The organism is Rhodoferax sp., assembly GCF_013297935.1.
Taxonomy (GTDB): domain Bacteria; phylum Pseudomonadota; class Gammaproteobacteria; order Burkholderiales; family Burkholderiaceae_C; genus Allorhodoferax.
In genome coordinates, this window is record NZ_JAAFIX010000005.1 from 106,493 (window position 1) to 132,315 (window position 25,823).

Sequence of the window (25,823 nt, forward strand, 5' to 3'; positions counted from 1 at the left end):
CATGCGCCCCTCCAGTCTTCCCGCTGCTGCCCCAGCGCCTCTTTCTGCCGCACCGGGTACACCATCCTCATCCGACTGGAGTACTTTGCAGCGTCTTTTCCCCTACCTGTGGACTTACAAATGGCGCGTCATCGCGGCATTGACCTTCATGGTGGGCGCCAAATTGGCCAATGTGTCCGTTCCGCTGCTGCTCAAAAACCTGATCGACACCATGACACTCAAGCCCGGCGATCCCGCGGCCGTGCTGGTGGTGCCGGTCGCCTTGCTGGTGGCTTATGGGGCTCTGCGCTTGTGCACTTCTCTCCTGAGCGAACTGCGGGAGCTGGTGTTTGCGAAAGCGACCGAGGGAGCCGCCCGCTCCATCAGCCTGCAGGTGTTCCGCCACCTGCATGCCATGAGCCTGCGCTTTCACCTGGAGCGCCAGACGGGTGGCATGACCCGCGACATTGAGCGGGGCACCCGCGGCGTGCATTCGCTGATCAATTACTCGCTTTACAGCATCATCCCGACCCTGATCGAGGTGGGGCTGGTGTTGACCTTGCTGGCCGTCAAGTTCGATGTGTGGTTTGCCTGGATCACCGGCGTGGCCTTGGTGGTGTACATCGGCTTCACCGTCACGGTGACCGAGTGGCGCACCCAGTTCCGTAAAAAAATGAACGAAATGGACAGCACGGCCCACAGCCGCGCTATCGATTCGCTGCTCAACTACGAAACCGTCAAATACTTCAACAACGAAGAGTTCGAGGCCCGCCGGTACGACGAGAACCTGGAGCGCTACCGGCGCGCGGCGGTCAAAAGCCAAACCACCTTGAGCGTGCTCAACACCGGGCAGCAGCTGATTATTGCCACCGCCTTGGTCACCATGCTCTGGCGTGCCACCCAAGGCGTGGTCGATGGCCGCATGACCCTGGGTGACCTGGTGATGGTGAACGCATTCATGATTCAGCTCTACATCCCGCTGAATTTTCTGGGCGTCATTTACCGCGAAATCAAGCAGAGCCTGACCGACCTGGAAAAGATGTTCAGCCTGATGGAGCGTGAGCGCGAGATTGCCGATGCGCCTGCGGCCCGTCCGCTCCAGCTCGCGGCCGATGGGTCTGATGCCTCGGTGCGCTTTGAGGGCGTGACCTTCAGTTACGACCCGCCCGGCAGCGCTGCGGCGGCCGGTACCGAGGCGCGCACCATCCTGCACGACATCAGCTTTGAGGTCCCGGCCGGGAAAACGGTGGCGGTGGTGGGGCCCAGTGGTTCGGGCAAGTCGACCCTGGCGCGCCTGCTGTTCCGGTTCTACGACGTGCAGCAAGGGCGCATTTCTATCGGGGGGCAAGACCTCCGACAGGTCACGCAAAGCAGCGTGCGCCAGGCGATCGGCATCGTGCCGCAGGACACGGTTCTTTTTAACGATACGGTGGAATACAACATCGCCTACGGCCGGCCCGGCGCCAGCCGCACCGAGGTAGAGGCCGCGGCCAAGGCTGCGCACATCCATGCCTTCATTGCCGCAGCGCCCCGGGGGTACGACACGATGGTGGGTGAGCGCGGCCTCAAACTCAGTGGCGGCGAGAAGCAACGTGTGGCCATTGCCCGCACCTTGCTGAAAAATCCACCGGTCATGATTTTTGACGAGGCGACCAGTGCCCTCGACAGCGCCAATGAGCGGGCTATCCAGTCCGAGTTGCAGGGCGTGTCACGCAACAAGACCACACTGGTGATTGCCCACCGCTTATCCACGGTGGTGGATGCCCATGAGATTCTGGTGATGGATGCGGGGCGCATTGTTGAACGGGGCAGCCATGCGCAGTTGCTCGCGGCCCATGGCCGCTACGCCTCCATGTGGGCGCTACAACAAAGCGGAGAATAGACCCCATGGAACTCACCATTTTGCTGGCCTTCGCGCTGGGCACGAGCTGGCTCAAGCGCCGCGATCAGCAGCATCGCATTCAACTGCTGGGCAGCGTCCTGTCGCGCTTTGACATAGAAAAACTCATGGAGAGCCTGACCGACGGCTATTTGCGCGCGCTAGGTGAAGATGAGCCGGAGCGGCGCCAGCAGGTCTGGAGCTATCTCGAAACCCAGGAAACCCTGCTGAGCGAGCAGTTTGTTGCGTTTGCCGCAGAGTTCGCCACCCAGGATGCCGCCTCGACCCGCATCAGTACCCTTCCGGTGGCCTTGCCGTTTGCCACCCGCTGGCTGCCCCATGCCAGTGCAGATGCACGCAGTGCTTTCGCCCTGCACGCCCGCGGTATCGCAGAGGTGGTGGCCAACGCGACCGGGCGCAGCCCGCGTGACCGGGCCTACACCCTGAGTGCTGAACTGTTCCTGATGCAACACACCTGCCACTGGTATTGCCGCTCCAAGGCCACGGCCTCAGCGCGCCTGCTGGGGCGGCACAAAACAACCTACGAGCAAGTCCTCCAAAGTGTGTCGCCGGCGACCCGGGACGCCTACAGCCGCTGGGCCGCCCGCCAGGCCTGACGGTTTTCCTTGCTGCAAGCGTGGGTTTCCGGCGGGGCCGTGTGTATCCATGCGTTTCGCGCATAATCCGCGCCCATGGAAACCAAATGGCTCGAAGACTTTGTGTCTTTGGCTGAAACCCGCAGTTTCAGCCGTTCTGCGCAATTGCGCCACGTTACACAACCCGCTTTCTCCCGGCGCATCCAGTCGCTGGAGGCTTGGGCCGGCACCGATCTGGTGGACCGCAGCAGCTACCCCACCCGCTTAACACCGGCCGGCGAGACCTTGTACGACCAGTCCTTGGAAGTCTTGCAGGCGCTGCAAAGCACCCGCGCCATGCTGCGCGGGCACACTACGGCCGCGCAGGATGTGGTGGAGTTTGCGGTGCCGCACACCCTGGCGTTTACGTTTTTTCCGGCCTGGGTGTCGGAGTTGCGTGAGAAGTTCGGGCCTATGAAAAGCCGGCTGATTGCACTCAATGTGCACGACGCCGTGATGCGCCTGGTAGAGGGCAGCTGCGACTTGCTGATCGCCTACCACCACCCCTCCCAGCCCTACCAGCTCGACACTGACCGCTATGAAATGGTCAGTCTGGGCGAGGAGGTGGTCGCCCCGTACGCCAAGCCGGATGCCGATGGCAATCCGCTGTTTGCCTTGCCCGGCAAAGTGGGGCAGCCCTTGCCCTATCTCGGCTATGCCCCGGGCGCCTACTTGGGGCAGATGGTGGAGCTCATCCTGAAGCAAGCCGAGGTGCCGGTGCACTTTGACCGGGTGTACGAAACCGATATGGCCGAGGGCTTGAAAGCCATGGCCCTGGAGGGGCACGGCGTCGCGTTTCTGCCCCACAGTGCGGTCAAAAAAGACCTGCGGGCCCGCAAGCTCGTCAGCGCTTTGCCCGCACACATGAAGAGCCTGCAAATCACCATGGAAGTGCGGGCCTACCGCGAACGCCTGACCGTCCGCGAAGCCGGCCGGGGCTTGAGCGCCGCGCAGCGCGCACAAACCCGCACCCCCAAAGGCTCAGCCCAGGCGCTGTGGGACTACCTAGTCACCCAGGGCAGCATGCCGGCATAAGAGTTGCATACCGAATTTGCATCGCACGCCAAGCAATCAGCATTGGCGGCGCTGTCGGGGGCTCGCTAGAGTGGGCCCTCCGGTTCACCCCGTCGTTGGAGTTGACATGTTCAGAACACAAAACAAATCCGCCATGCAGGCGGCCTTTCTACTGGCGTGCGCGCTGGGAGCCGCCGGCTGGAGCTCCGCGTCGCAGGCATCCGGTGTCTTAGACCGGGTGGCGGCGGGTGGCAAGCTGGTGATTGCCCACCGCGAGTCATCGATTCCCTTTTCGTATATGGATGCCGACAAAAAGCCGGTCGGCTACGCGGTCGACTTGTGCCTGAAATTAGCCGATGCGGTGCGTAAGAAAACCGGTGTCAAAAATATGGCGGTCGAGTTTGTGCAGGTCTCTCCAGCCAACCGGATTGCCATGGTGGCCGAGGGAAAAGCTGATCTGGAGTGCGGCTCTACCACCAACAATGCCGAGCGCCGAGAGAAGGTGGCGTTTACTGTCCCGCACTTCATTACCGGTGCGCGCATGCTGGTGCGAACCAGTGCCCGGGTAGACCGGATTGAAGACCTTGAAGGAAAGAAGCTGGTCTCCACCAAGGGCACTACGCCCTTGAAGGCGGCAGAGCAAGCCAACCGGGAGCGCTTGCTGGGCATCACGATCCTGGAGGCCCCCGACCACGCCAAGGCGATAGAGATGGTCGAAAAAGGAGAGGCCGACGCTTTTGTCATGGACGACGTGCTGCTCTATGGCCTGGCAGCGAACCGGCCCAAGCCCGATGCCTTGAAAGTGGTGGGTAAGTTTCTGACCACAGAGCCGCTGGCCATCATGCTGTCTAAAAACGACCCGGAATTCAAAAAGCTGGTAGACGAGGAAATGCGCCGCCTGATCGTGAGCAAAGAGATCCAGCCGGTCTACGACAAGTGGTTTCTGAAGCCGATTCCCCCGAACGATAAGGCCTTGAACCTGCCGGTGAGCTACTTGCTGCGGGATTTCTGGAAATACCCCAGCGACTTCGTGCCGTTCTGAGCGGTAGCACGGCCTCTGCAACAGGCCGGCAGGTTTTGGGACAATAGGGGCATGACCTCCACCGCCACTCTCCAATCCCTCACCATTACCCGCCCTGACGACTGGCACTTGCATGTGCGCGACGGCGCTGCCCTGGCCACCGTGGTGCCGCACACCGCCGCCCAATTCGGCCGCGCCATCATCATGCCCAACCTCAAGCCGCCGGTGACCACCGCCGAGCAGGCCTTGGCCTACAAGGCCCGCATTCAGGCCGCGGTGCCTGCGGGCGTGAGCTTTGAGCCGCTGATGACGCTGTACCTGACCGACAACCTGCCCGCCGACGAAATCGCGCGCGCCAAAGATGCGGGCGTGGTGGCTGCCAAGCTCTACCCCGCCGGTGCCACCACCAACAGCGACGCCGGCGTGACCGACCTGCGCAAGACCTACAAGACGCTGGAAGCCATGCAAAAGGCCGGCATGTTGCTCTTGGTGCACGGCGAAGTCACCAGCAGCGATATCGACCTGTTCGACCGCGAAGCCGTTTTCATCGACACCCAGCTGATCCCGTTGCGCAAAGACTTTCCCGAGCTGAAGATTGTGTTCGAGCACATCACCACCCTGGAAGCCGCGCACTACGTGGCCGAGGCCGACCAATTTACGGCCGCCAGCATCACGGCTCACCACCTGCTCTATAACCGCAACGCCATCTTCACCGGTGGCATTCGCCCGCATTACTACTGCCTGCCGGTCTTGAAGCGCGAAACCCACCGCCAGGCGCTGGTGAAGGCGGCCACAGGCGGCTCGGCCAAGTTCTTTCTGGGCACCGACAGTGCGCCGCACCCCGCCCACCTGAAGGAACATGCATCCGGCTGCGCGGGTTGCTACACCGCACACGCCGCCATGGAGCTCTATGCCCAGGCCTTTGAGGCGGCCGGTGCGCTCGACAAGCTCGAAGGCTTTGCCAGTTTCCACGGCGCAGACTTCTACAGCCTGCCGCGCAACACCGGCACCATTACCTTGAAGCGCGAGAGCTGGACGCCACCCGAGAGCTTCGCTTTCGGCGAAACCAGCCTCAAACCGCTGGCCGCAGGCGAAGCATTGCAGTGGCGTTTGGTCTAGAGGCCATTGACTGGGCTGCCCCCTGGCTGCTGCCTTGGCGCAGCGTGGGGGAGGGTGTTGCCTTGCAGGTGGAGGCCGGGCACACCGTGGTGCAGGCACTCAACGCACAGGGCGGTGCGCCGGTGCGCTTTATCCCCCAGTCCGAGCTACCGCAGGGCGCGGCGTACGAGCAGCACATTTTCGATACCGGCGGTGTTCCAACCCGGGACGGCCTGCACGATTTCTTCAATGGCCTGTGTTGGATCCACTTCCCGCGCGCCAAGCAAAGGCTCAACCAACTACAGGCCGAGCAAATCGCCCACACCGGCATCCAGCCGGTGCGCGGCCCGGCCCGGGATGCCTTGACCGTCTTTGATGAAAATGCCGCGCTGCTCATGGCGCCGGATGTTGTGTGGGATGCCTTGGCGGCCAAGGACTGGACCGCGCTGTTCGGGCCCCTGCGCCCTCTGTGGCAGGAGTCGACCTTGGTGCTCTTCGGCCATGCGCTGATCGAAAAGCTGGTTTACCCACGAAAACCCATTACCGCCCATGTATTCCGTGCGCAGGCTGCTACTAATTCGATAGCGGACCTGGACGTCTGGCTGGCGGAGTCGCTCAACGCACCCATGCTGGCGGCCAAGCCCTTCGCCCATTTGCCGGTGTTGGGGGTGCCCGGTTGGTGGCCGGAGAATGAGGCGGCGGACTTCTATGCCGATACCAGCGTCTTTCGGGCCCCCAGATCACGCCTTGGCTGAGGGCTGCAGTGCGGCGCTGCTCAAGCCTTGAGCTTGAGCAAATGCACCATGACGCGGGCGGTCGTCTGGTCGAAGTCCAATTGCTCGTGAAAGTCTTTGCCGGTGAGCCAGGAGGCGTCCCAGTGGTTTTGTTTGAGCACCGCCTTCCAACTCTCGTGCTGGGTGGCTTGGCGCACAGCGTCCACCATGGCAGTCTGCCGCTCTAGCGGCACCGACTTACCGGTGAAGACTCCGCGCCAATTGGCCATTTCCACCTGCATGCCCTGATCACGGATAGAGGGAATGCCGAAAGACGCTTTGCGCGATGACACGCCGATTGCCCGCAGTTGCCCGCCCGCCAGCAGCGCACTGAATTCGCTGTAGCCCGAAATTCCCACCACCGCTTTTCCGCTCAGCACCGCAGACGCCACCTCCGCACCGCCGGCAAAAGGCAGGTAGGTCAAGTCCTCAGGGTTCGCGCCGGTAGCGCGGGCGAACACGCCGGAGAAGATGTGATCCACGCCTCCCGCGGACCCGCCTGCTACTGCCACCGCTTTCAGGTTGGCTTTCATGGCGGCCGAGAGGTCGGAGGCACTCTTGATGGGCGAGTTGGCTGCCACCACCATGACCAGGTAGTCGCTGGTGAGCCGGGCCAAGGGTGCCAGCGACCCCAAGTCGATGGCCGGTTTTTGCAGCGCTACGGCACCGACCATGACGGTGCCGCTCATGATGAGCGTGTTCGGGTCCGCCGCATATTTCTCGGCGTAATAGGCCAGGCCGATGGTGCCGCCTTTGCCACCCTTGTTTTCATACTCAATGTCGTCCACCACCCCGGCAGACATGAGGGATGCACCCAGGGCGCGACCCGTCTGGTCCCAGCCACCCCCGGCGTTGGCCGGGATGACGATTCGCAACTTGGCGGCCAATTTCGCTGGAGCCTTGGGTTTGGCCCCCGCGGCCTTGGTGGCTTGGGCCCAAGAGATGCCGGACATGCCAGCGAGCGCGCCCGCAGTCCAGCAGGTCAGCCATTGGCGGCGATCCAGTTTTTTCATCAACGATGTCTCATGTTGTTATGGGGAAGCAGCATTCTCCCAGCCATTGACCGGGAATCAGGTTGCCGTACTTGTAACAGCGTGTGGGCCCTGAAAGGCCATAAACTTCATGGGCTCAAGCGGCGGGGTGCTTGAATTCAGGCTCCGCGCCCCTACCATTCGCCTCAACGGCCCCTGTGGGCGCTTTTCCAAGAGAGAAATATGAAACGCATTCTTTTGTTTGTTTTGACCAACGTGCTGGTGGTTGCCGTGCTCGGCATCGTGGCCAGCGTGCTGGGCGTGAACAAGTTTTTGACATCCAATGGACTGAACCTGGGCGCCCTGCTCGGCTTCGCCCTGATCATGGGTTTTGGCGGCGCCATCATCTCCTTGTTGATCAGCAAGCCTATGGCCAAGTGGACCTCGGGCGTGCAGATCATCGAGCAGCCCCGCAACGCGGATGAGGCCTGGATTGTGGACACCGTTCGCAAATTCGCCGACAAGGCAGGCATCGGCATGCCCGAAGTCGGTATTTTTGAAGGCGAGCCCAACGCGTTTGCCACCGGTGCGTTCAAAAACAGCGCATTGGTGGCGGTGTCGACCGGCCTGCTGCGCGGCATGACGCGTGAAGAAATCGAGGCCGTTATCGGTCACGAAGTGGCCCACATTGCCAACGGCGACATGGTCACCATGACCCTGATTCAGGGCGTGATGAACACCTTTGTGGTGTTCATCAGCCGCGTGGTCGGCTATGCGGTGGACAGCTTTCTGCGCAAGGGCGACGACCGCGAAAGCAGCGGCCCCGGCATTGGCTACTACGTGACCACCATCGTGCTCGACATCGTGCTCGGCTTTGCCGCTGCCATGGTGGTGGCCTGGTTCAGCCGCCAGCGGGAATTCCGTGCTGACGCTGGCGCCGCTGAGCTGATGGGCCGCAAGCAACCCATGATGAACGCCTTGGCCCGTTTGGGCGGCATGACGCCGGGCGAGTTGCCCAAGAGCGTGGCGGCTATGGGGATTGCCGGCGGCATCGGCCAGCTGTTTTCGACCCACCCGCCCATTGAAGAGCGCATTGCCGCCCTGCAAGCCCGCAACAGCCAGTAAAACGGCTAGCGCGTGATTGCGCTGCTCCCTCTCAAAAAGCCCCTTGCCGCAGACGCGCCAAGGGGCTTTGGTTTTGGGGCGTGCTACAAACGCCTTTTACCTTTCAGTGTTGCACCATGGAACTCTCTACCTGGCTCGCCTTTTTTGCTGCTTCCTGGGCTATCAGCATTTCTCCCGGGGCGGGCGCAGTAGCCGCGATGAGCGCCGGGCTCAACCATGGTTTCCAGCGCGGCTACATCACTACGCTGGGCCTGGTGCTGGGCATATGGACGCAGATTGTTGTGGTGGGCGTGGGTCTGGGCGCGGTGGTGGCTGCCAGTGGCACGGCGTTTTTGGTCATCAAGTGGGCAGGGGTGGCCTATCTGGTGTGGCTGGGCATCCAGCAGTGGCGCGCACCCGCAGTGCCTTTGGCGACCCGGGCGGAAGACACTCCCGCAGTCACCGCGCGCACCATGATTTTCCGCGCGTGGGTCATCAACGCGCTCAACCCCAAGGGCACCGTGTTTTTGCTGGCCGTGGTGCCGCAGTTTTTGAACCTGGCGCAGCCGCTTGCGCCCCAGTACCTGGTGATTGCCGCCACGCTCGCCTTTACCGACTTGGTGGTCATGGCCGGCTACACCGCATTGGCCGCACGGGTGCTGCGTGCGCTCAAATCCGAGTCTCACCTCAAGGCCATGAACCGCGTGTTCGGCGGTCTGTTTGTGGCCGCAGGTACCTTGCTCGCGTTGTTCAAACGAACCGCTTAAGCCGTGTCGATAGCCCACATAGCCGCCCGGAGTCGCGACGTCCTGCGTTTGCATGGCTGGTTGCTGATGGCATGGGCTGCCGCCGTCGGGTTGGCAAGCTCAGCGGTCTTGCTCCATGGCGTGGGCGTGCACTCCTTGGCGGTGCGCTATGCGGTCGGCGCAGGCGCGATTTACTTTCTTGGCTTTGTGGCGGGGGGCTGGGTATATGCCCGCTGGTGGAACCGGTCTCAGGAGGCGGCTCGCGCAGAACTGCAACATGCGGATGCTGCCGACTTTCTGGCCTATGCCCAGCAGGAAGAACGCATCCGCAAGCGTTTCCAGTGGGGCGATGGCGTGGATTTAGGCGGCGGCTGGAGTGGGGATGACCCGTTCAGCGCCATTCTGGCGGTGTTGGTGTTGGTGATGTTGGCCGCATTGGCTTTGCTGGCGCTGGGGCACTTCCCGCTGCTGGCCACCGAGGCGCTAGCGGGTTTCTTGGCGGAGGTGGTGCTGGAGTTCGTGATCGGCGCTGTCATTGCCCGCCAAGTCATGAAGCCGCGCAGCCTGGACGACTATTGGGTCGTGATGATGCGCAAAACATGGCTTGCGGGCTTAGCTTTTGTGATGGTAGCCGGCTTTACAGGCTGGCTTTTGCAGACGCTACATCCCGACGCGCTGACCTTCTTCCAGGTGCTTCACTAGCGCGGCTTGAGCATGTCCAGCGCCAGAGCCTCTGCCACTTTGATGCCGTCCACCCCCGCCGACAAAATACCGCCGGCATAGGAGGCACCTTCGCCTGCGGGGTAGAGGCCGCGCACATTGGTGCACTGCAGGTCCTCGCCACGCGGGATTTTGATGGGGCTGGAGGTGCGCGTTTCCACCCCGGTGAGCACGGCGTCTGCCATGTCAAAGCCTTTGATCTTGCGGCCGAACACCGGCAGGGCTTCGCGCATGGCGTCAATCGCGTAGGCGGGCAGGGCAGGGGCCAGGTCACCCAGCTTCACACCGGGTTTGTACGACGGAGTAACGCTGCCGAAGTCGGTGGACGGTTTGGCCGCAATAAAGTCGCCCACCAACTGGCCGGGCGCCTCGTAGGTGCTGCCGCCCAAGGTGTAGGCGCCGCTCTCCAGCTGGCGCTGCAGGGCGATGCCCGACATCGGGTGGGCAGCCTTCGGGTCTTGGGCCTTCATGGCGGCAGCCTCGGCGGCATAGCGCTTGCCTTTCTCTTCGCCGAAGGCGTGTACAAAAGCGGCTTCGTCGTCCGGGTAATCAGGCGGGTCAATGCCGACCACCATGCCGGCGTTGGCATTGCGCTCGGCGCGCGAATACTGGCTCATGCCGTTGGTGACCACCCGGCCCGGCTCGCTGGTGGCGGCCACCACCGTGCCGCCCGGGCACATGCAAAAGCTGTACACCGCGCGTCCGTTGGCGGCGTGGTGCACCAGTTTGTAGTCGGCCGCACCCAACAGCGGGTGGCCGGCGTGGCGACCCCAGCGAGCGCGGTCGATCACGCTTTGCGGGTGCTCGATGCGAAAGCCCACCGAGAAGGGCTTGGCGTGCATGGCCACGCCCCGCTCATAGAGCATGGCAAAGGTGTCGCGCGCGCTGTGGCCCAGCGCCATGACCACGTGACTGGCGGGCAGCTCGTACACGGTGCCGTTTTGAAGATTTTCGACCTCTAGCCCTCGTACTGATTGCGCGGGTAGCTCCTGATTTAATAGCAAATTATTGACCCGCTGCTCAAAACGGATCTCGCCACCCAGCGCAATGATTTGCTCGCGAATGCCTTCCACCACCTTCACCAGCTTGAAGGTGCCGATGTGGGGGTGCGCCTCGTACAAAATTTCTGACGGGGCGCCGTGCTCCACAAACTCGTGCATGACCTTGCGGCCCAGAAAGCGCGGGTCTTTGATCTGGCTGTAGAGCTTGCCGTCTGAAAACGTGCCGGCGCCGCCTTCGCCGAACTGCACATTGCTCTCGGGCTTGAGCGTCTTTTTGCGCCACAGGCCCCAAGTGTCTTTGGTGCGCTGGCGCACTGTGGTTCCGCGCTCCAGCACGATGGGCTTCAACCCCATTTGCGCCAGCACCAGCGCGGCAAACATGCCGCAGGGCCCGAAGCCCACCACCACCGGGCGCGCCCCTAGGTCCGCCGGGGCCTGGGCCACGGGGTGGTAGGCCATGTCGGGGGTAGCGCTGATGTGCGGGTGGGCGGCGTGCTGCACCAAGAGGCGGCTCTCCAGCAGCGGATCGGTCAGCGTGATGTCTACGATGTACACCGCGAGCAAGTCCACCTTACGGGCATCAAAACTGCGTTTGAACACGTGCAGCGTGGCAATGGCCGCCATGTCGATGCCCAAGGCCTGCGCGCACAGGCGCTGCAGGGCGTCGACGGGGTGGGCGACCGGCGCGCGGTCGGCGTCGGTTTCCGAGGGTGCGTCGGCGGCGCGGCGCGCCTCCACGGGCAGGGCGGAGAGGGGGAGTTTGAGTTCGGTGATGCGGATCATGGCAAGGCTCGTGGTTATCAAGCAAGGCCATGATTTTACGCGGACCGGGTCAATGCAGGTCTGCGCGGCGGGTGGCCGAGGGGCTGTAGCCGAACAGCTTGCGGTAATCGCTGGCGAACTGGCTGAAGTGCCAGAAATTCCAGTCCACCGCGACATCGCGCACCGACGCCTGCGGGTTGCGGCGCAAATCGCGCCGGGCGCCATTGAGCCTCAGGATGCGCAGGGTCTGCACCGGTGTCATGCCCAGCACGTCTTCAAAACAGTATTGCAGGGTGCGCCGGCTCACGTGGAGCTGTCCGCACAGGTCGGGCACGGTCACACTTTGGTCGTGGTGGGCGAGCAGGTAGTCCCGCGCTGCGGCCACGACGCGTTGGCGGCGGCTGAAGCTCTCGCGCACCCCGGCATCCACCTCGCTGGTGTCCAGCAAAGGCAGAAGGGCTTCGAGTGCCAGGGTGCGGGCCTGGTTTGGGTCCAGCGCTGCGGCTTCGGGCTGGAGCAATGCACTCAAGGTGTGCAAGCACTGCTTCAGTGCGGCTGGCGAGGGCTGCAATATCTCGGCGGCTTGCAGGCGCTCCCAGTCCATGTCAAAGCCCAGGGCGCAGGCGGCGCTGTGCAGGGTGTCATGCCGCACCACCATGCCGAAGATGGTGTAGTCCGCCGGGGTGACCAGCTCGAACTCCCGGTGCCCCGGGCGCGCCAGCACGCTGTGGCCGCTTGCGGTGCGCCCGTTGATGCGGGTCACGTCTGCGGAGAAGGGCATGCCGAACCACATCGCGTCCGGCCACACACAGCAGGACTGTCGCATGCCCTGGCTGGTGCTCTCCCGGAACACTTGCATGCCCGGAAGTTGGATTTCTTCCAGCAAGCCATGAAAGCTGCCGCAGGTCGTCTGGTCGTAGCACTGCTCCCAGTTGGTGAGGTTGGCGGCGTGCTCGTCTGCATCGCGAGCTTCAACAACGCGCAGGCCGTTGGTGGGGTTCAAAGTGGGGTTCATGAGGGGCGCTCCCGTTATGCAGTCCGGGATTGCACCGTCGGGGTGCACGCCGCAAGTCTGCCGATTTTTGATACCAGCTTACGGCGGGACTGCCTACAGTCACTGCTAGCAAACCCTATGCCGTGTTGCATGGGGCCATGGCTCAACCTTGTTGGAGAACCCACATGTCATCTGCGCAAGCTTCCTCGGGCGTGCACACGCTCAAACCGGTGCTCAGCACCCTGCAACTCTGGGGCATTGCCGTGGGGTTGGTGATCTCCGGTGAATATTTCGGCTGGAGTTTCGGCTGGGCCTCGGCCGGTACGCTGGGCTTTACGGTCACGGCGCTGTTCATTGCCGCCATGTACACCACGTTTATCTTCAGCTTTACCGAGCTGACCACGGCCATTCCCCATGCCGGCGGGCCTTTTGCCTACAGCAAACGGGCCTTCGGCCCCACCGGCGGCTATTTGGCGGGTGCGGCCACGCTGGTGGAGTTTGTGTTCGCGCCACCCGCCATCGCATTGGCGATCGGGGCCTACCTGAACGTGCAGTTCCCATCGCTGGACCCCAAGCTGGCGGCGCTGGGCGCCTACCTGGTGTTCATGACGCTCAATATCGTCGGGGTGCAGATTGCTGCGACCTTTGAGTTGGTAATTACCGTCATCGCGATCTTTGAGTTGCTGGTGTTCATGGGCGTGGTCTCCCCCGGTTTCTCTATGGCCAACTTCACCAAAGGCGGCTGGGCGGGCAGCGATGATTTCAGCTGGGCGGCGATTCCTGGCATGTTTGCCGCCATCCCGTTTGCGATCTGGTTTTTTCTGGCAATTGAAGGCGTGGCCATGGCCGCTGAAGAAGCCAAAGACCCCAAGCGCTCCATTCCGATTGCCTACATCACCGGCATTCTGACGCTGGTGTTCCTGGCCGTCGGCGTGATGGTGTTTGCCGGTGGTGCCGGCGACTGGACCAAGCTGGCCAACATCAACGACCCGCTCCCCCAAGCCATGAAGCTCATCGTGGGTGAAAACAGCGGTTGGTTGCACATGCTGGTGTGGCTGGGCTTGTTTGGTCTGGTGGCATCGTTCCACGGCATCATCTTGGGTTACTCCCGCCAGATCTTTGCCCTGGCCCGCGAGGCCTATCTGCCGGCGTATTTTGCCAAGGTGCATCCGCGCTTCAAGACACCGCACCGTGCCATTCTGGCCGGTGGCGTGGTCGGTATTGCGGCCATCTATAGCGACTCCTTCATCACCATCGGCGGCCAGTCCCTGACCGCGAACATCGTCACCATGTCGGTGTTCGGCGCCATCCTGATGTACATCTTGAGCATGCTCAGCGTGTTCAAGTTGCGCCGCTCCGAGCCCGCAATGGTGCGCCCTTTCCGTGCGCCGCTGTACCCGTTCTTCCCGGCATTCGCCTTATTCGGCGCGCTGGTGTGTATGGCCACCATGATCTATTACAACCCGCTCATCTTTGGTTTGTTTGTCGGCTTCCTGGCGCTGGGTTACGCCTACTTTAAGATGACCGGACAGCAGCGTGCAGACGCCATGCCCCAAGGCATGAGCGCCCCGATTGCCAAGTAAAAACGGCGCTTTTTCCAACTGTGATTTTTTTGATTCACTGACGTGCCAAGCCACCCTTACCAGCACACAGTCGCCAGCCATGTCTATGGCTTTCGGGATCTCAAAGACCTGATGGCCAAAGCCACGCCCATGCGCTCGGGCGACTTGCTGGCCGGGGTGGCGGCGCACAGCGCGCAGGAGCGTGCTGCCGCCCAGATGGCCTTGGCAGCGCTGCCACTGCGCACCTTCTTGACCGAGGCCTTGGTGCCCTATGAGTCAGATGAAGTCACCCGACTGATTCTCGACACCCATAGTGCATCTGCCTTTGCAGCGGTGAGTCACCTCACGGTGGGGGACTTCCGCAATTGGCTGCTCAGTGACGCCGCTAACACCGAGGCGCTGACCGCCTTGGCACCCGGCATCACGCCGGAGATGGCGGCTGCCGTGAGCAAGCTCATGCGCAACCAGGACCTGATTCTGGTGGCCAAGAAGTGCCAGGTGGTGACGGCGTTCCGCAACACCATCGGCCTGCCCGGCCGCATGGCCACCCGCTTGCAGCCCAACCACCCCACGGACGACGTCACCGGCATCGCTGCGAGTTTGCTGGACGGCCTGCTCTACGGCAGTGGAGACGCGGTGATCGGCATCAACCCCGCCACCGACAACGTGGCGCAAGTCATGAAGCTGGTGCACATGATGGCGGACGTGATTGCGCACTACGACATCCCGACCCAGAGCTGCGTGCTCACCCATGTGACCAACACCATTCAGGCCATAGAGCGCGGTGCGCCGGTGGATCTGGTGTTCCAGTCCATAGGCGGCACCGAGGCCACCAACAGCAGCTTCGGCCTGAATTTGGCACTGTTGGCCGAGGCGCACAGTGCGGCGCTCTCGCTGAACCGTGGCACGGTGGGCGACAACGTGATGTATTTTGAAACCGGCCAGGGCAGCGCTTTGTCCGCTAATGCGCACCACGGCATGGACCAACAAACCTGCGAGGCTCGCGCTTATGCAGTGGCACGTGCCTTCAAGCCTTTGCTGGTAAACACGGTGGTGGGCTTCATCGGCCCGGAGTATTTGTTTGACGGCAAGCAGATCATCCGCGCCGGGCTGGAAGACCACTTTTGTGCCAAGTTGCTGGGCCTGCCCATGGGCTGCGATGTTTGCTACACCAACCACGCTGAGGCCGACCAGAACGACATGGATGTGCTGCTCACCCTGCTGGGTGCGGCGGGCTGCAACTTCGTGATGGGCATCCCCGGCTCGGACGACATCATGCTGAACTACCAGACCACGTCGTTTCACGATGCCTTGTACGCCCGCAAGGTACTGGGCCTGCGGCCGGCACCCGAGTTCGAGGCTTGGTTGCAACGCATGAATATTTTTCAGGGGCAGGGCGCTGACCTGGTGTTGCCATCCGCGCTGCCCGCCGCGTTCGCGCAGGCTTTGTTGCCCTTGGCCTGAGGTGATGCATGTCTGACCCACACTCTCCCGTCACCGCCAACCCTTGGGCGGCATTGCGCCAGTTCACCGATGCGCGCATTGCCTTGGGCCGCTCCGGCGTGAGCTTGCCCACCAACGCGCACCTTGCGTTCCAGCTCGCCCACGCGCAGGCGCGCGACGCCGTGCACCGCGGTTTAGACGGTCCTGCCTTGGCAGAGCAGCTCAGCGCTGCGTGGCCGGGCCTGCCCGGCGCTTTGTTTCAGCTGCACAGCGCTGCGGCCGACCGCAACCAGTATCTGCAACGCCCCGACTTGGGCCGCAGGCTTGACCTGGCGTCGCGCGAACTGCTGGCGCCCGCTAGCGCACCGCAACCCGGCGCATTAGACGACCGGGGTTTTGACGTGGCCTTCGTGCTGGCGGATGGTTTGTCGGCCTTGGCGATTGAGCAAAACGCGGCCCCCTTTCTTGCCGCGCTGCACCGGCGCATGGCGGGGGAGGGCTGGACGGTTGCGCCCCTGTGTGTGGTGCGCCAGGCCCGTGTCGCCGTTGGCGATGAGATCGGGCAGGCTCTGGGTGCGAAAGCGGTGGTGGTGTTGATCGGGGAGCGACCGGGCTTGAGCTCGCCCGACAGCATGGGCCTGTACCTGACCTGGATGCCCCGCGTGGGGCTCACGGACGCAAGCCGCAACTGCATTTCCAATGTGCGGCCCGCCGGACTGGTGGTGGACGAGGCCGCCTACAAGCTGCACTATTTGCTCACCCAATCCCGCCAGCGCCAGCTCTCCGGCGTGGACTTGAAAGACGAAACCGCCACGGCCGCTACCACCTTAAACGCAGGCCACGGTAACTTCTTGCTGAAATAAGCCGCGGCCTGGTGTCAGGCAGGCAAATAGCCTTCGACCGACAGGTAGCGTTCGCCCGTGTCGTAGTTGAAGCCCAGCACGGTGCTGCCTGCGGGGATCTCGGGCAGTTTCTGCGCAATCGCGGCTAAGGTTGCGCCGCTGGAAATGCCGACCAGCAAACCTTCCTCACGTGCACTGCGGCGGCCGTACTCGCGGGCCGCTTCGGCTTCGACCTGAATCACGCCATCCAGCAGGTCTGTCTTCAGATTTTTAGGGATAAAGCCTGCACCAATGCCCTGAATCGGGTGGGGCGCCGGTGCGCCACCGCTGATGACGGGCGACGCGGTGGGCTCCACAGCAAACACTTTGAGTTGCGGCCATTGGGCTTTGAGCACTTGGGCCACACCGCTCAGGTGCCCGCCGGTGCCCACGCCGGTGATGATGTAGTCCACGCCCTGGGGGAAGTCATTCGCGATTTCGAGGGCCGTGGTGCGCACGTGCACGTCGATATTGGCGGGGTTTTCAAACTGCTGGGGAATCCAGGCACCGGGGGTCTGCGCCTTGAGCTCTTCGGCGCGGGCAATAGCGCCCTTCATGCCTTTTTCGCGCGGGGTCAGGTCGAAACTGGCACCGTAGGCCAACATGAGGCGGCGGCGCTCGATGGACATGCTGTCGGGCATGACCAGAATCAGCTTGTAGCCCTTGACCGCTGCGACCAAGGCCAAGCCCACGCCGGTGTTGCCGGAGGTGGGCTCAATGATGGTGGCGCCGGGTTGCAGCGCGCCGCTGCGCTCTGCGTCTTCGATCATGGCCAAGGCGATGCGGTCCTTGATGGAGCCACCCGGATTGGTGCGCTCACTCTTCACATAGACCTTGTGGCTGGTACCAAACAATTTGTTGATGCGGATGTGGGGCGTGTTGCCAATGGTTTGCAGGACGTTATCGAATGCCATGGGGTGTCTCCGTAATGGGGTGTTCAGCTGATTATTTTGTAGCAAAGCCGTGAATTGCTAGCGACAGTTTGCGCATATCGATATTCCGGCGTCGGCAGGCCCGATAATCGGGGGGTGAAGCCCGCCAGACCACCGCTGGTGCAATTCGGGAAACCGAGCACTGGAGGAACGTCCGGACTGCATAGGGCAGCGTAGCAGTTAACGACTGTCCACCGACAAGCTGTTGGCGCAAGCCAGTGGCCCTAAGGTGAGGATTAGAGCAACAGAGACGAGCCGATTGAGTTCGGGTGAAACGGGCAATCTCTACGCGCAGCAATACCAAGTAGGCCAACGTTGACGGGGCCCCCGGAGTTGGCGGGTAGGTAGCATCGAGCCGTTTGGGTGACCAGCGGCCCAGAGTAATGGTGGTCACGTGGGGGAAACCCCATGCACAGAATCCGGCTTATCGGTGGGCTTCACACTTTATTTGTTGTATGGTTGTGTCTTCACAGTGTTTTTGGCGGAGGCTCTATGCGACCGATTCTGGAACTGTTGGAGAAACACGGGGGCTCTGTCTGGAGCTTGAACCCGGATGACAGCGTCTTCCAGGCGCTTGAAATGCTGGCCGACTGCAACGTCGGCGCACTCATGGTGATGGAGGGCGACAAGCTCGTCGGCATCTTCTCGGAGCGGGACTACACCCGCAAAATCGCGCTGGCAGGCCGCTCTTCCAAAGACACCAAGGTGCGAGACATCATGACCTCGCAGGTCATGGTGGTCGGCCCCAAGACGCGCACGCAGGAGTGCATGGCCTTGATGAGCCAGAAGAAGATCCGCCACTTGCCGGTGGTCGACGGCAACAAGGTGCTGGGTATGATCTCTATCCGTGACCTGATGGACGACATCATCAAGGACCACGAACAGACCATCAGCCAGCTGCAAAGCTACATCGCGAGCTGAGCGGCTCCGCTTAAAACTTCTCCCACCCCGCCAGGTAGCGCCACTGGCCTACCGGCAAGTCGGCCAAAGTCACGCGGCCGAGGCGGACGCGTTTCATGGCGAGGATGTTGAGCCCCGCCTTTTTACACAAAAACGCGATCAAGCCGGGGTGTGACCCTTTGACCGCGAAGCGGATACGGCTCATCTCCGGCGTGCTGCTGCTCACACTCACCTTCACCTGCGGTAGGTCCAAGCGCTCGTCTTTGAGCGCATAGCCGATGGGTTTGAGAGCATCGGGCTCGACTTCACCTTGCACTTCCACCAGAAACTCATGTTCCATGGTGCCCATGTCTTCGGTGAGTTTGCGGGTGGTACGCCAGTCTTGGGTGAACACCACCAGACCGGTGGCCCCGTTCTCGAGCTCGACATCGGCTTCTAGGTGGTTGAAATGGCGCTTCAAGACCCGGGTCTCACTGGCATCGCCCTCCCAGTGCTGGGCGGGAGTGAGCAAGAGGCGGGCGTTGGGCGGCGGCAGCTTGGCGCCGCGCGCAGGCGGGCGGGGCGCGCCACCCGCGCGAGGTGGTGTGGGGAGTTCTTCCAGCCCGTCGGTGTGCCCGGAGGGTTTGTTCAGCAGCAGGGTCACCGGGGTGAGCTCCATCAGGCTGGCGTTGGGGTCCAGGGTGATGGTTTCACGGTCCACGCGGTGCTGAGGCTCTTCAACCACCTTGCCATTGACCTGGACCCAGCCGCCTTCAATGTACTGCTCGGCCTCTTTGCGCGAGCAGTCCTTGAGTTGCATGACTTTTTTAGAGAGCCGCTCACCGGTGTCAGGCAGGGCTGCGGGTGCAGGCCGCTGACGCGGAATAGCGCCGCCAGCCGGGCGGGCTGCGCTGCGGGGGCCTGCAGACTCTGCCCGGGGTGGACGCGCTGCGCCCGCACGCTCGGGGGCCCGCGGATGGCCGTCCGCAGGTCGGCTGCGCAGTGGGTGAGGAGGCGCTCCATCGCGCGCAGCGTTGCCTGCCGGGCGCGGGTGGGCCGGGCCGTCGTTGCTGCGGGGTGGGCGGTTGCCTGCCGGGCGTGCCGCGCTGGGAGGTCGTGCCGCGCTGGCGCGGGGCGCGAGAGACGGCGCGCTAGCAGGACGCGGGGCCGGGGTGGCTTGGCGCGCAGGGGTCTGGCCCGCAGGCAGGCGCTTGGTTTTGGCAGCGGCGGGGTTGAGTTTCAGGGTGTTGCGGTTCATGGCCGGCCTTTTTGGTTGTCCAGGGCGTAAATGCGTTCGACATGGGCCATCAACGAGCGTTTGGCCACCGGCCAGATGCGCGGGTCTACGTCGTCATAGGCCAGGGTCAGCCAGTCGTCCAGGCTGCCCAGAGGGTGCGCCTGCATCACCGCGGCGATTTTGGCTTCGCGCTTGAGCCGGTGGGTCTTGAGGTGGGCAATGGCCAAGCCCGCGTTCTCCATCACATGGCCGTGGGCCGGCAGGATGAACTGCACCTGGTGTGCCTCGCAGGCGGCGCTCAGCGCGTCCAGCGACTGCAGGTAGTCGTGCATATTGCCGTCGGGCGGGTCAATCACGGTGGTGCTGCCATTGAGAATATGGTCGCCGCTGAAGAGCAGGCCGTCTTCTTCCAGCAGCAGGCACACGTGGTTGGCCGCATGGCCGGGGGTGTAAATCACCTGCAGGGTATGCGCTGGTTTTAGAGCGCTTTCGACGTCCAGCCCAGGCAGCATATGCGCGAGCAGCTCCTGATTTAATAGCGGTCGATCCGGTGTGAACGCACTGGCCGCGCGTGCGGTGGGCGCCGAGGGCAGACCCAGAATGGGCGGTCCGCCTTGGCACAGCGCCTGCAATGGCGCAGCACCCGGCGAGTGGTCGGGGTGCGAGTGGGTGCACACAATCCGCAGAATGTTGCCGCCGGTGCCGTCTTCAAATGCGGCGGCTTGCCAGAGGCGCTGAAGGTGGTCGGGGTCGGCAGGGCCCGGGTCGATCACGGTGAACCCTGTCGCGGGCTCCCCCACCAGGTAGCTGTTGGTGCCCGGGCCGGTCATGACGCCGGGGTTGGGTGCGGTGAGGCGCCACACATTGCGCAGCAAGGGCGTGGGGCGGTCGGTTTGCCAGGCGTCAACGAGCGAGGCGGCGGCCGGCGAGAGTTCGCCGGTCAGGAGAGAGGTGGGTCGGGCCATGCGGCGGATTGTGACGCCAAACGGGGATAATGAAACGATGCGAATCCAGTTCACCAAAATGCAGGGCGCGGGCAACGACTTCGTCGTGCTCGACGAAACCCGTGGCCGACTCGGCCTGACTCCCGCGCATTACCGCTTCCTGGGCGATCGCCATTTCGGTATAGGCGCCGATCAGATCCTGACTGTGCGCCCCTCGCCCGCAGACGGCATTGACTTCGAATACGTGATCCACAACGCGGACGGCAACGAGGTCGAGCAGTGCGGCAACGGCTCGCGCTGCTTTGCCCGTTTTGTGCGCGACCAGGGCCTGACCACCAAAGACCGCATCCGCGTCAAGACCATGAAAGGGGTGATCGAGCCCCTGCTCACGCTGGATGGCCGGGTGACGGTAGACATGGGTGCGCCGGTGTTTGCGCCCGCCGAGATTCCGTTTGACGACAGCGGCCTGAGCCTGCAGGCCATGGGTTCATGGGGGAATTGGCCTCTGGCCCTCGCCGATACTGCGCAAGGCGCTCCTCTTTTGGTAGCAACTGTCTCGATGGGCAACCCCCATGCCGTGACGCTGGTGGCCGATGTGGACACGGCGGCTGTGGGCGTGTTGGGGCCGCAGGTGCAGGCGGATGCCCGTTTTCTGCAAGGCGTGAACGTGGGGTTTCTGCAAGTCGTCAGCCGCACCGCCGTGCGCCTGCGGGTGTACGAGCGCGGCGTGGGTGAAACCCTAGCCTGCGGCACGGGCGCTTGTGCCGCCGTCGTGGCCGGCATCCGGCTGGGCTTGCTGGACGCGCGGGTCGATGTCCAGACCCGCGGCGGCATGCTCACTATTGCGTGGGCCGGCATGGGCCACTCCGTCTTTATGACCGGCCCGGCCACCACTGTGTTCCGCGGCGAAATCGACATTCCCGAATAACCAGACTCTGACTGCTATGACAACAACCAACCAACAGGCTTTGGCCAACCCGATCACCGAAGACGACATTGCCAACTTTCTGGCCAACAACCCCGACTTCTTTCAGCGCCATGCGGAGTTGCTAGCCACGGTGCAGTTCACCAGTCCGCACAGCCACCGCGCGGTGAGCCTGCAAGAACGTCAGGCGGAAATGCTGCGCGAGAAGATCAAATTGCTGGAGCAGCGCATCATGGAAATGATCCGCCATGGCAATGAGAACGTCATGCTCTCCGACAAAATTTTGCGCTGGGCCCGCACTTTGTTCCTCACCATCAATCCGGCGGAGTTGCCGGTAGAGATCGTCCGGGAAATCAAAGACCAGTTTTCGGTGCCGCAGGTCGGCTTGCGGGTGTGGGGTGTGGCGGAGGCGTTTGCCGGTATTCCTGCCGCGCAGTCGGTGAGCGAAGACGCCAAGGTGTTTGCCACCTCCTTGAACGAGCCTTTTTGCGGGCTCAACACCGGCTTTGAGGCCGTGAGCTGGCTGGAGGAGCCGGCCAACATCACGTCGTTGGCCTTGATTCCGCTGCGCAGCGGCATGGCCGGCAGCACGGCACCCGCCTTCGGTATATTGGTTCTGGCCTCCAGCGACGCCCAGCGCTTTAACAGCGGCATGGGGACCGATTTCCTGGCCCGCATCGGCGAAATCGCCAGCGCGGCCTTGTCGCGCCTGCGCTAAATCGCGAACTGCCATGACTCCGGGCGACCAGGCGCTGGTAGACAAGTACCTGGAGTTTGTGCGCTTCGAGAAGCGTCTGGCAGCGCGCACCGTCGAGCTCTACACCCTGGACCTGGCCCGCCTCTGCGAGCAGGCCGGGCGGGCGGGTGTCTCTTTGGAGGCGGTGCACAACCACCATATCCGCCGCTGGGTGGCTCAGATGCACAGTGCCGGCCGCAGCGGCCGTGGCATTGCCCTCATTCTGTCCGGCTGGCGGGGTTTTTATGCGTGGCTGGGCCGCGAGGGTCTGGTCACCAGCAATCCGGTGCAAGACGTGCGCTCGCCCAAAGCCCCCAAGCCCTTGCCCAAAGCGCTGGCCGTGGATGACGCGGTGCAGTTCGCTGATTTTGAGAGCGATGACGACGCGTGGTTCGAGGCACGGGATGCCGCCATGGTGGAGCTGCTTTACGGCAGTGGCTTGCGGGTCGGCGAGTTGGTAGGCCTGGATGTGGTGGCCGGCAAGGACGCCAAGGGCTGGGTGGACCTGCAGGCCGCAGAGGCCCATGTGCTGGGGAAGGGCTCCAAGCGGCGCAGTGTGCCGGTGGGGGCCAGTGCTTTGCAGGCATTGGAGCGCTGGCTCGCGCTGCGCGGTCCAACAGGCACTCCCGGCGCTGCGCCTGTGCCTGCCTCTGGGGCAGATGCAGCGGCTGCCCTCTTTACCGGGCGCAATGGCACCCGACTTACGGCCCAGAGCATCTGGCAGCGGCTGCGGCGCCGCAGCCAACTCGCAGGACTCGGGGTACCCGTGCATCCTCATATGTTGCGGCACTCTTTTGCCAGCCATGTTCTGCAGAGCAGCGGTGACTTGCGGGGTGTGCAGGAGTTGCTGGGGCATGCCAATATCACCACCACGCAGGTCTACACCCGGCTGGATTTTCAGCATTTGGCCAAGGCCTACGATGCCGCGCATCCGCGGGCGAAGCTCAAGCGCTGAAAGGCGCGCCCTGCTTTTTTCAAAAAAATTGCGCGCTTGCTTGCGAAGGTGAAAAACGCGGTATATAATCGTGGTCTTGCAACGCGGGAATAGCTCAGTTGGTAGAGCGATACCTTGCCAAGGTATAGGTCGAGAGTTCGAACCTCTTTTCCCGCTCCAATCCACCCTCCGGGGTTCAAAAAAGGTCAGCCTCCGCTGGCCTTTTTTGTTTTCAGCGTCAGATTCCGCGCATGCGGGCTGCGGCGCGCCTCAAGCGACAATACACCCCATGAAAAATATCCGTCTGCGCGCTGGCAAAGAGCGCTCCTTGTTGCGCCGTCATCCTTGGATTTTTGAGTCCGCTATTGCCAAAGGCGGTGGCGACAGCGGTGAGACTGTGCGCGTGGAGTCCTCCGAAGGGCAGTTTTTGGGATGGGCTGCGTTCAGCCCGCAATCCAAAATCCGCGCCCGAATCTGGAGTTTTGATGAAAAGCAGCGGATTGACGCTAGCTTTTTCATAGCTGCTTGCGCAGCATCTGTAAGGGCTAGAGCCCGATTTGACATAAAAAGCGACGGTGTCCGGCTGGTGCATGGCGAATCGGATGGCTTGCCCGGCTTGATTGTCGACCGCTATGGCGACACCCTGGTGGCGCAGTTCACCTCGGCCGGCGTAGAGAAGTGGAAAGACGTGATCGCCGACGCGCTGCTTGCGGCCACCGGCCTGACCAAGTTGTACGAGCGGTCGGACGCGAGCAGCCGCGCTCTGGAGGGTTTGCCGGAGGCCACGGGCTGGCTGCGCGGCGAGGGCGCCACAGACCTCGTGCTGCAAGAGCATGAGTGGAAGCTGGCACTCAGCATCGCAGAAGGCCACAAGACCGGTTTCTACCTGGATCAGCGCGATAGCCGAAAGCGTTTTGCTGAAACGACCCGCCGCTTGGGTTTCCAGCGCGTGCTGAACTGCTACTGCTACACCGGTGGCTTTACCGTGGCGGCCCTGTCGGGCGGCGCCGGGCATGTCACCTCTATTGACTCCAGTGGCCCCGCGATTGCCAAGGCGGCGGCCAACGTGGCGTTGAACGGGTTTGATGCCAGCCGCGCCACGTTCATGGATGCCGATGTGAATGCGAGTTTGCGCGCCTTTGCCGCAGAAGGGCGCACGTTTGACGCCATCATCCTCGACCCGCCCAAGTTTGCACCTACGGTGGCCCACGCCGAGCGGGCTGCGCGCGCCTACAAGGACATCAACCGCTTGGCCTTTAAGTTGCTCGAGCCCGGCGGGGTGCTGTTTACCTACAGCTGCTCGGGCGGCATCAGCGCTGACCTGTTCCACAAAATTATTGCTGGAGCCGGCTCGGACGCAGGGGTAGATGGCTACATTACCGAGCGCATGGGCGGCGCACCCGACCACCCGATGACCATTGCGTTCCCTGAGGGGGAGTACCTCAAGGGGCTGGTCGTCATGCGGCGCTGAACCTTGCGGTGAGAGGCAGGCGCGCGCCTGATCTTGAATTTGCTGACTACACTCCCAATTGCCCCTTTTGCACTGCACCATTTTTGGACTGAACGATGAGCTTGATTCCTGCCACCATCCTGACCGGTTTTCTGGGTTCCGGTAAAACCACCTTGCTCAAGCGCGTGTTGGCCGAGGCCCACGGCCAGAAGATCGCCGTGATTGAAAACGAGTTCGGTGAAGAAAACATCGATAGCGACATTCTGGTGAGTGACACCAACGAGCAAATCATCCAGATGAGCAACGGCTGCGTCTGCTGCACCATCCGCGAAGACCTGCGCACGACGCTCAAGGACCTTGCCGAGAAAAAGCGCAAGGGTGAGTTGAACTTTGAGCGTGTGGTGATCGAAACCACTGGCGTAGCTGACCCCGGCCCGGTGGCGCAGACCTTTTTCATGGATGACGAGATTGCAGAGACGTACCTGCTGGACTCCATCCTGACCCTGGTGGACGCCAAACACGCGGTGCAGCAGCTCAACGACCGGCAGGAGGCGCGCCGCCAGATCGGTTTTGCCGATCAGATCTTCATCAGCAAGTCTGATCTGGTGTCCAAAGACGAGCTTGACGCGCTGATGCACCGCATCAAGCACATGAACCCGCGTGCGCCGCAAAAGGCTGTGCATTTCGGGGATGTGGCCATCAGCGAGGTGTTTGATCTGCGTGGCTTTAACCTGAATGCCAAGCTCGACATCGATCCGGACTTTCTGAAGGACGACGATCACCACGACCATGATCATGAACACGGCGAGCATTGCGACCATCCCTCGCACCAGCGCGACCATGGGCACGAAGGGCATGGCCACCACCATCACCATGATGACGACGTTAAAAGCTTTGTTTTCAAGTCGGAGCGCCCGTTTGATCCGGCCAAGCTCGAAGACTTTTTGGGCGCCATTGTCAATATTTATGGCCCGCGCATGCTCCGCTACAAGGGCGTGCTGAATATGAAGGGCACCGACCGCAAGGTGATTTTCCAGGGCGTGCACCAGCTCATGGGCAGCGATTTGGGCCCAGCCTGGGGCGAGGCTGAAGTGCGGATGAGCAAGATGGTGTTCATCGGTATCGATTTGCCCAAAGACATCTTCTTGCAAGGCATGGAGCAGTCGCTGGTGTAAACACCCATTCTTCATGGGCCCGGGGCGC

The 25,823-nt window shown here is 62.6% G+C and carries 23 protein-coding genes, 1 tRNA gene, 1 other RNA gene and 1 pseudogene; 20 read left to right on the forward strand and 6 right to left on the reverse strand.

From position 1 onward, the window contains the following. Position 1 precedes the first annotated feature (1 nt). The 6 genes from QZW03_RS09105 to QZW03_RS09130 all read left to right on the forward strand — a co-directional run bounded on the left by QZW03_RS09105 (position 2) and on the right by QZW03_RS09130 (position 6,381). Positions 2–1,861 (forward strand): ABC transporter ATP-binding protein/permease, encoded by a 1,860-nt coding sequence (locus QZW03_RS09105; protein ID WP_296509673.1) that lies wholly within the window; start codon positions 2–4, stop codon positions 1,859–1,861. Positions 1,862–1,866: 5 nt separating this feature from the next. Beyond that, positions 1,867–2,475, forward strand: a complete 609-nt coding sequence (locus QZW03_RS09110) for a hypothetical protein (protein WP_296509674.1) — start codon at positions 1,867–1,869, stop codon at positions 2,473–2,475. A gap of 75 nt (positions 2,476–2,550) precedes the next feature. Further along, positions 2,551–3,528 carry a LysR substrate-binding domain-containing protein gene (locus QZW03_RS09115; protein WP_296509675.1) on the forward strand — a complete coding sequence of 326 codons (978 nt, stop codon included), beginning with the start codon at positions 2,551–2,553 and terminating at the stop codon, positions 3,526–3,528. 133 nt (positions 3,529–3,661) lie between these two features. Then, positions 3,662–4,549 (forward strand): amino acid ABC transporter substrate-binding protein, encoded by an 888-nt coding sequence (locus QZW03_RS09120; RefSeq protein ID WP_296509845.1) that lies wholly within the window; start codon positions 3,662–3,664, stop codon positions 4,547–4,549. A gap of 51 nt (positions 4,550–4,600) precedes the next feature. Next, on the forward strand, positions 4,601–5,647 hold the full coding sequence (gene pyrC / locus QZW03_RS09125; protein WP_296509676.1) for a dihydroorotase: 1,047 nt from the start codon (positions 4,601–4,603) through the stop codon (positions 5,645–5,647). Next, positions 5,632–6,381, forward strand: a complete 750-nt coding sequence (locus tag QZW03_RS09130) for a DUF3025 domain-containing protein (protein WP_296509677.1) — start codon at positions 5,632–5,634, stop codon at positions 6,379–6,381. The genes pyrC and QZW03_RS09130 overlap by 16 nt, the downstream gene beginning before the upstream one ends. Positions 6,382–6,401: 20 nt before the next feature. On the opposite strand, the gene QZW03_RS09135 is transcribed toward QZW03_RS09130, so the two are convergent. Beyond that, entirely contained in the window at positions 6,402–7,412 is a 1,011-nt protein-coding gene (locus QZW03_RS09135) for a tripartite tricarboxylate transporter substrate-binding protein (protein ID WP_296509678.1), read from the reverse strand. A 201-nt stretch (positions 7,413–7,613) separates the two neighbouring features. Here QZW03_RS09135 and htpX point away from each other — a divergent pair, with 201 nt between their 5' ends. From htpX to QZW03_RS09150, 3 genes are all read left to right on the forward strand, one after another. Further along, the gene (htpX, locus tag QZW03_RS09140) at positions 7,614–8,495 is read left to right on the forward strand and encodes a protease HtpX (RefSeq protein ID WP_296509679.1); all 882 of its coding nucleotides are present in this window, start codon (positions 7,614–7,616) and stop codon (positions 8,493–8,495) included. A 116-nt stretch (positions 8,496–8,611) separates the two neighbouring features. Next, positions 8,612–9,241 (forward strand): LysE family transporter, encoded by a 630-nt coding sequence (locus tag QZW03_RS09145; RefSeq protein ID WP_296509680.1) that lies wholly within the window; start codon positions 8,612–8,614, stop codon positions 9,239–9,241. Positions 9,242–9,244: 3 nt separating this feature from the next. Further along, positions 9,245–9,922: a hypothetical protein gene (locus tag QZW03_RS09150; RefSeq protein ID WP_296509681.1), complete on the forward strand. Its 678-nt coding sequence runs from the start codon at positions 9,245–9,247 to the stop codon at positions 9,920–9,922. Here the strand turns inward: QZW03_RS09150 and QZW03_RS09155 are convergent. Further along, positions 9,919–11,724: an FAD-dependent protein gene (locus QZW03_RS09155; protein ID WP_296509682.1), complete on the reverse strand. Its 1,806-nt coding sequence runs from the start codon at positions 11,722–11,724 to the stop codon at positions 9,919–9,921. The two genes, QZW03_RS09150 and QZW03_RS09155, sit on opposite strands and share 4 nt — an antisense overlap. A gap of 49 nt (positions 11,725–11,773) precedes the next feature. Beyond that, a complete protein-coding gene (locus tag QZW03_RS09160) occupies positions 11,774–12,718 on the reverse strand; it encodes a helix-turn-helix domain-containing protein (protein ID WP_296509683.1) in 945 nt (314 codons plus the stop codon). A 164-nt stretch (positions 12,719–12,882) separates the two neighbouring features. Here QZW03_RS09160 and eat point away from each other — a divergent pair, with 164 nt between their 5' ends. Genes eat through eutC form a run of 3 tightly spaced genes read left to right on the forward strand, consistent with a single transcriptional unit; the run spans position 12,883 to position 16,565 of the window. Continuing rightward, complete coding sequence (gene eat / locus QZW03_RS09165) at positions 12,883–14,280, forward strand: ethanolamine permease (RefSeq protein WP_296509684.1); 1,398 nt, start codon at positions 12,883–12,885, stop codon at positions 14,278–14,280. 42 nt (positions 14,281–14,322) lie between these two features. Then, positions 14,323–15,723 carry an ethanolamine ammonia-lyase subunit EutB gene (locus QZW03_RS09170; protein ID WP_296509685.1) on the forward strand — a complete coding sequence of 467 codons (1,401 nt, stop codon included), beginning with the start codon at positions 14,323–14,325 and terminating at the stop codon, positions 15,721–15,723. Positions 15,724–15,731: 8 nt separating this feature from the next. Further along, complete coding sequence (gene eutC, locus QZW03_RS09175; protein WP_296509686.1) at positions 15,732–16,565, forward strand: ethanolamine ammonia-lyase subunit EutC; 834 nt, start codon at positions 15,732–15,734, stop codon at positions 16,563–16,565. 14 nt (positions 16,566–16,579) lie between these two features. Here eutC and cysK read toward each other — a convergent pair whose 3' ends face one another. After that, positions 16,580–17,497: a cysteine synthase A gene (cysK, locus tag QZW03_RS09180; protein WP_296509687.1), complete on the reverse strand. Its 918-nt coding sequence runs from the start codon at positions 17,495–17,497 to the stop codon at positions 16,580–16,582. A gap of 116 nt (positions 17,498–17,613) precedes the next feature. Here cysK and rnpB point away from each other — a divergent pair. Together rnpB and QZW03_RS09190 are read left to right on the forward strand one after the other, a co-directional pair. Further along, positions 17,614–17,958: RNase P RNA component class A (rnpB, locus tag QZW03_RS09185), an RNA gene on the forward strand. A 49-nt stretch (positions 17,959–18,007) separates the two neighbouring features. After that, positions 18,008–18,436, forward strand: coding sequence for a CBS domain-containing protein (locus tag QZW03_RS09190; RefSeq protein ID WP_296509688.1), 429 nt, complete (start codon positions 18,008–18,010; stop codon positions 18,434–18,436). Between the two features lie 10 nt (positions 18,437–18,446). On the opposite strand, the gene QZW03_RS09195 is transcribed toward QZW03_RS09190, so the two are convergent. Together QZW03_RS09195 and QZW03_RS09200 are read right to left on the reverse strand one after the other, a co-directional pair. Further along, positions 18,447–19,652 (reverse strand): S4 domain-containing protein, encoded by a 1,206-nt coding sequence (locus QZW03_RS09195; protein WP_296509689.1) that lies wholly within the window; start codon positions 19,650–19,652, stop codon positions 18,447–18,449. Then, positions 19,649–20,530, reverse strand: a pseudogene (locus QZW03_RS09200) (MBL fold metallo-hydrolase); the annotation flags it as partial. The pseudogene QZW03_RS09200 and the gene QZW03_RS09195, both read right to left, overlap by 4 nt. 103 nt (positions 20,531–20,633) lie before the next feature. On the opposite strand from QZW03_RS09200, the gene dapF reads away from it, so the two are divergent. From dapF to QZW03_RS09230, 6 genes are all read left to right on the forward strand, one after another. Beyond that, positions 20,634–21,503, forward strand: coding sequence for a diaminopimelate epimerase (dapF, locus tag QZW03_RS09205; protein WP_296509690.1), 870 nt, complete (start codon positions 20,634–20,636; stop codon positions 21,501–21,503). A gap of 16 nt (positions 21,504–21,519) precedes the next feature. Beyond that, entirely contained in the window at positions 21,520–22,218 is a 699-nt protein-coding gene (locus QZW03_RS09210; RefSeq protein ID WP_296509691.1) for a DUF484 family protein, read from the forward strand. A gap of 13 nt (positions 22,219–22,231) precedes the next feature. Next, positions 22,232–23,191 carry a tyrosine recombinase XerC gene (locus QZW03_RS09215; protein ID WP_296509693.1) on the forward strand — a complete coding sequence of 320 codons (960 nt, stop codon included), beginning with the start codon at positions 22,232–22,234 and terminating at the stop codon, positions 23,189–23,191. Between the two features lie 83 nt (positions 23,192–23,274). Beyond that, positions 23,275–23,350: transfer RNA gene (locus tag QZW03_RS09220), tRNA-Gly, on the forward strand. 109 nt (positions 23,351–23,459) lie between these two features. After that, entirely contained in the window at positions 23,460–24,641 is a 1,182-nt protein-coding gene (locus QZW03_RS09225) for a class I SAM-dependent rRNA methyltransferase (protein WP_296509694.1), read from the forward strand. Between the two features lie 95 nt (positions 24,642–24,736). Then, entirely contained in the window at positions 24,737–25,795 is a 1,059-nt protein-coding gene (locus QZW03_RS09230; protein ID WP_296509695.1) for a GTP-binding protein, read from the forward strand. Positions 25,796–25,823 lie beyond the last annotated feature (28 nt).